Genomic DNA, 1,884 nt, shown 5'->3' on the forward strand with positions numbered 1-1,884 from the left:
CTCTGTGCTACGACCCCGCCCCGTCGCCCGTTAAGATCATCCCAAGGGCGGGGTCGTAGCACAGAGGTAGTGCGCCGCGATGACATCTCGGAGGACGCCGGTTCGAATCCGGTCGCCCCGCCCCCTCGAAACTCGGAGGCGGCGCCCGTGCGCCCTCCGGCCACGTCCTAGTTCAGCCGCGCCCGCGCCGCCTGCGCCCGGCGCCGGATCGTCGTCGCCGACTCCGGGTCCACCGCGTCCATGACCTGCGCGTACGCCTCCATCTCCGCCGCCCCCGTCAGGAAGTCCCCGCGCTGGACGAGCAGCTCGGCGCGCTCGTAGCGGAGTCTCGCCGGGTGGGAGGGGAGGAGCAGGGAGAGTTCCACGGCCCACAGGGCCACGTCGGAGCGCTCCGGGCGGGGGGCCGCCCAGGCGCGGATGTTGTTGAGGACCCGCAGCACGATCGCGCCGGGCTCGGCGGGCCGGAGCATCGAGCGGTCGAGCGCCTCGCCCGTCGCGCTCGTCACCAGGAGCTCGGCGTCGGGGCCCGTCATGGCGCGGCCGCCCGCGAAGGGGTCGGCGAGGTTCAGGTCGGCGGGGTCGCCGAAGCCCACGACGAAATGGCCGGGCAGCCCGAGCCCGTACACGGGGGCGCCCGCCCGCCGTGCGACCTCCATCCAGACGACGGAGAGCAGGATCGGCAGGCCGCGGCGGCGCCTGAGCACCTCGTGCAGGAGCGAGGACTCCAGACGCTGGTAGTCGGCGGGCACGCCCTCGAAGCCCTCCCGGCTGCCGAGGAGGTCGGCGAGGGCCGTGGTCCAGTCGCCGAGGATCCGGGTGGCGTACGGGACGAGCCCGGCGAGGCGGTCGAGTTCGATCTCGGCCTCGTTCAGGACGTGCCGGGTGACGGTGGGGTCGGCCACCGCTCCGATCAGCAGGCAGAGCCGGGCGAGGTCGGGCCGCTCCGACCGCGCCTCCTCCGCGAACTCCCGCCGCCAGTCGGGCGGGTCCGGGCTCTCGAAGGCGTCCTCACCCGCTGCCCCGTCCCGCCGTGCCGGTCCGTCCTCCGGTCCGTGCTCCGGCCCGTCCTCCGGTGGTGGTACGTCCTCCGTCACGCCTCCGTCACGCCTCCGCCCATCGGTAGTGGTGGTAGTGGTGGTGCGGGGCGAAGCCCATCCCGTCGTACAGCGCCCGCGCTCCGTCGTTGTCCGCCTCCACCTGGAGCCAGGCCGCCGACGCGCCCTCGTCGAGGGTCTGTCGGGCGAGCGCGGTCATGACGGCGGTCGCCAGGCCCCGGCGCCGCTGCTCCGGGTCCACCTCGACGGCCATGAAGCCGGCCCAGCGTCCGTCGACCACGCACCGTCCGATCGCCGCCGGTACCCCTCCCGTGCCCGCCACGGACGCGAACCACACACTGGGGCCGGACGTCAGCACCGACCGTACAGCCGGGCTCGGTTCGCCGAAGCGCTGATAGCGGCGGAGCCACGATTCGTCGACGGTCCGGGAGAGGCGTACGGCGGAGATGTCGGCGTCCAGGTCGCCGATCGGGGCCAGTGCCGCGATCCGCACCTCGGCGGAGACCTCGCGCCGCCAGCCGTGCCGGTCGAGGGCCGCGCAGAGCAGCTCCTGGGTGCCCTCGGCGCCGGTGGCGGTCTGGATGTACGCGGGGAGCCTCCTGGCTTCGTACCACGCGCGTACGTGCGTCAGGGCCTCCGCGATCGGCAGCCCGGGGTCACCGAGCGGGAGCACCGAGTTGGCCCGCCGGGTGAAGCCGTCGGAGGCCCGCAGGGTCCACTCCCCGAGCGCCTCGCTCTCGACCGGCCGCCACGCGCGCGCGGTGGCGCGGGCCAGCTCGGGGAAGGTGGCGGAGGGGCCGCGCCGGCGGGCCGGGGCGGCCCCTCCGCC

The 1,884-nt window shown here is 75.2% G+C and carries 2 protein-coding genes and 1 tRNA gene; 1 reads left to right on the forward strand and 2 read right to left on the reverse strand.

Translation table 11 applies throughout. The features are described from left to right. Nucleotides 1–47: 47 nt before the first annotated feature. Nucleotides 48–122: transfer RNA gene (locus AOK00_RS35860), tRNA-Val, on the forward strand. 45 nt (nt 123–167) lie between these two features. Here AOK00_RS35860 and AOK00_RS35865 read toward each other — a convergent pair. Further along, on the reverse strand, nt 168–1,094 hold the full coding sequence (locus AOK00_RS35865) for a transglutaminase-like domain-containing protein (protein ID WP_055604279.1): 927 nt from the start codon (nt 1,092–1,094) through the stop codon (nt 168–170). A 7-nt stretch (nt 1,095–1,101) separates the two neighbouring features. Beyond that, on the reverse strand, nt 1,102–1,884 hold a 783-nt coding region (locus AOK00_RS35870; protein WP_055604280.1), incomplete at its 5' end, for a GNAT family N-acetyltransferase.

It is taken from the genome of Streptomyces aureus (assembly GCF_001418135.1).
GTDB lineage: Bacteria > Actinomycetota > Actinomycetes > Streptomycetales > Streptomycetaceae > Streptomyces > Streptomyces aureus_A.